Raw genomic sequence first — 2,995 nt, 5'->3', positions numbered from 1 at the left:
AGGTTCCAGACATAATAGGCTGGCACCAGCAGAATAAGGAGCAACACCAACGTCTTGTTCACTGTTCCCTGAATCGTCATCTGATCCGCGGGTGATTGAGTCAGCGTGCCACGAAAGGTATCCGTGCCTAGGACTGGATTTGCTGAGCGCATCATGGTCGAGGTCCCCTTACTGTGTTGCCGTCATGAAAAAATCCGGGCCTATCGTAACATCGTTCTTAGGCCTTTCGCCAACTTCTTGATGGCCGGAATTGAATCCGAAAACCCAATACCCGACCATCAACCTGGGTCGATTTCAGTACGGGTCGTTCGATATTTTAGAACCTGACTTTCATCAGCCCGGCAGCAGGATCCGAGGCTGAGGCTGTGAGGAGAGTCAAGGGTTTAGGTTGGCTGCAGCCTGCGTGCGGCAGAGACTCGCAACACATAGGATTAGATTGCGGAGTGGCCTGAGAAGCTTCAAGTCATGTCCCCTTATGATGATACGACGCAAAGGCTGGTCCGATGGCTTGAAGCATGGCCTTACGCTTGCGGCAGATGCTGCGTCAAAATAATCTTGTTCGTCGCGCTTTTGAAGCCTTGATCAGGATGGCAGGATCTTCCACTGCTTTCCGGATTCTTTCCACGCGCAAAAAAACTTATGAGGCATTGCAATATTCGTAACGTCATTGAATCAGCAACGAAGTCTGGATTGTTTTACTTTTTTTAAGAGGAAAAACTATGAAAATGCTTGTTGGAATCTCCGCCGCTCTGTTTGCATTGTCAGCCCCAGCTTTTTCACAGGCTATCACCAACGTGACCGCTTTACAGAACGGTAGCTGCGAAGCATTTGGAAGTGGTTGGTCGGAATTCGCGTTTGATGGTGTTTCGAATATTACCTACTGCAAGCAGGTCAGCGATACCGTGCCGGCCACTGCCGTTGTCGATCTCAATGGCATTTACCCAGGCCATACCGTTGGATGTACGGCAAAGTTTGGTGCAGGCTGGTCTGAGTTTGCCTATGATGGTACAGCCAATATTCGTTTCTGCAAGAAGATTGGTGATACGGCTGCAGGTTATGTGAGTGATGTATCGGCGCTGATTGGTAATGGTGCTTGCGAAGCTCTTGCCGGTCGTGGCTGGGATACCGTAGTCTTCAACGGTCGCTCTAATATTTCATTCTGTGCGAAGTTTAAATAATACGTACCAAAGAGCTGGCAGCCGTGTGCTGCCAGTTCGTGGTTGATAAGATGCACAAGGTCAACCATGAAGCCATTTTTGATGAGAGTATTTCTTTCGCTCCTCGGTACTGGCACCTTGGTCTTTATCTATGCCGCCTTCATTGAAATCGAGTGGCTCGAGATCACGACCCATCGCCTGGCCTGGGATGGCCTGCAGCAGCCCATAAAAATTCTTCATGTATCAGACCTGCATTTTCGCAAAGTGGAACGACGGCTGGACCGGACAATTCTTGCAGCCATGGCATCCCTCAAGCCAGACCTTATCGTTATAACGGGAGACTCACTCGATAAAAGAAGCTCGGCAACGTCGGTTCGAGATTTCTTTTCGCAGCTGAAAGCCCCTCTGGGTGTCTGGGTTGTGCCCGGCAACTGGGACTACTGGTCGGAAATGAAGACTCAGGGTGACAATAGGCTGCCAGGGGTCCTGGATGGTCTGTCCAACATAAAACTGCTGCAAAACGAAGCTGTTCCCATTGCTGAAAATCTATGGCTTGTTGGAATGGATGACGAGATTGCTGGTCAACCCGATCAAGCTAAGGGCTGGAGCAAGGTTCCATCCGCTGCGGGCGTGATAGGACTTCTGCATGCCCCCGAAGGCGTCAGGCACTTCACGGATCCTCGCGCTCGACTCCTGCTGGCTGGTCATACGCACGGTGGTCAGGTGCGGTTGCCTTTTTTCGGACCACTCTGGCTCCCGCCAGGGTCCGGTTCGTTTGTGCAAGGCTGGTATGATCTTCGTCAAGGTACGCGCCTCTATGTCAATCGTGGCATTGGCAATTCGCTCTGGGATATTCGATTCCTATGCCGACCCGAAATCGCCGTTTTTGAGTTGGATCCGTGAAAAACCTGCCGCTTCGCTTTTATTTCTGAGTCGGGATTCACGGATCATTGCGCTTTACGCAGCCCAAATTTTACAGAAATTCAGAATATGCGTCTGTAACTTTACTCTGGAACTTCTTACAAAATTGTAAAAATTGGAGTTTCACTCGCTCTGTTTTTTGTTTTTTTAAGTCAAATCGAAATCTTAAAACAAACTCTTACTGAGTTCGGACCCCTTAAATAGAGTCAGTATTTTCCTTCAAAAAACCGATCCAAAGCAATGAGTCGCTTGAAAAATTCTCTCAGGTAGTAGTATGCGCAGTCTTGCTGCTTTGGGCATTGTCTTCTTTATCGTTACCTCTATGCCACTCCAGGCCGCCATGAGTCTGGACTTGCAAACTGTTCGAGGGATCCGTCCCGGAGACAAGTCGGCGAGCTACCGCGTTGTGTTCGGCAGCTGCAGTTCCCTCGTGCGATTTGAATACGGTGATGGCAAAGCTTTCCAATCCGTGGACCTGACGAGCTTGCAGCAGGAGGAAGCTGGAGCCTGTAGCTATACCTTCGCGCTTCAAGGCGATCAGGTGTTGAGTCCGAGCATTCGCTATGTGACTCTGGAAAACCCGGAATTCACCACCTACAGCGAGACATTTGCTTACGAATCCCTGCCACCCCAGATCAAGCTTCAAAACATTCAATTCGGAACGGGGTCAGACGGACAGTTTCTTGTCCTTCAGGTCAATGCCCAGGACAACCTCGATATTTCGGAAGTTCGGTACTCTGTGCTGGGGCTTTTGGCTTCGGATCTGCGCAAGGCCGGCGGTATTATTGCTGCCGCAGCGCCTCAAGCATTCAGTACAAGCGGAGGATGGAAAGTCGTCCATCCCGTCGCTGATTCTCAGACTCAAATCATGATCAGGGTGCCCCTTAAGTCTTCATTGAGCCAGGAACAGCTTGCGC

The 2,995-nt window shown here is 50.2% G+C and carries 3 protein-coding genes; all 3 read left to right on the top strand.

Annotation, left to right across the window (positions count from 1 at the left end; all coding sequences use genetic code 11):
* Window positions 1-719: 719 nt before the first annotated feature.
* Entirely contained in the window at window positions 720-1,178 is a 459-nt protein-coding gene (locus VE954_RS14740) for a hypothetical protein (protein ID WP_324954026.1), read from the top strand.
* 81 nt (window positions 1,179-1,259) lie between these two features.
* A complete protein-coding gene (locus tag VE954_RS14735) occupies window positions 1,260-2,060 on the top strand; it encodes a metallophosphoesterase (RefSeq protein ID WP_324954023.1) in 801 nt (266 codons plus the stop codon).
* Window positions 2,061-2,352: 292 nt separating this feature from the next.
* A partial coding sequence (locus VE954_RS14730; RefSeq protein WP_324954022.1) for a hypothetical protein occupies window positions 2,353-2,995 on the top strand: 643 nt, incomplete at its 3' end.

This window comes from Oligoflexus sp. (assembly GCF_035638955.1).
Taxonomy (GTDB): domain Bacteria; phylum Bdellovibrionota_B; class Oligoflexia; order Oligoflexales; family Oligoflexaceae; genus Oligoflexus.
The sequence above is the reverse complement of the archived record's forward strand: the minus strand, read 5'-3'. Positions and strand labels throughout refer to the sequence as shown.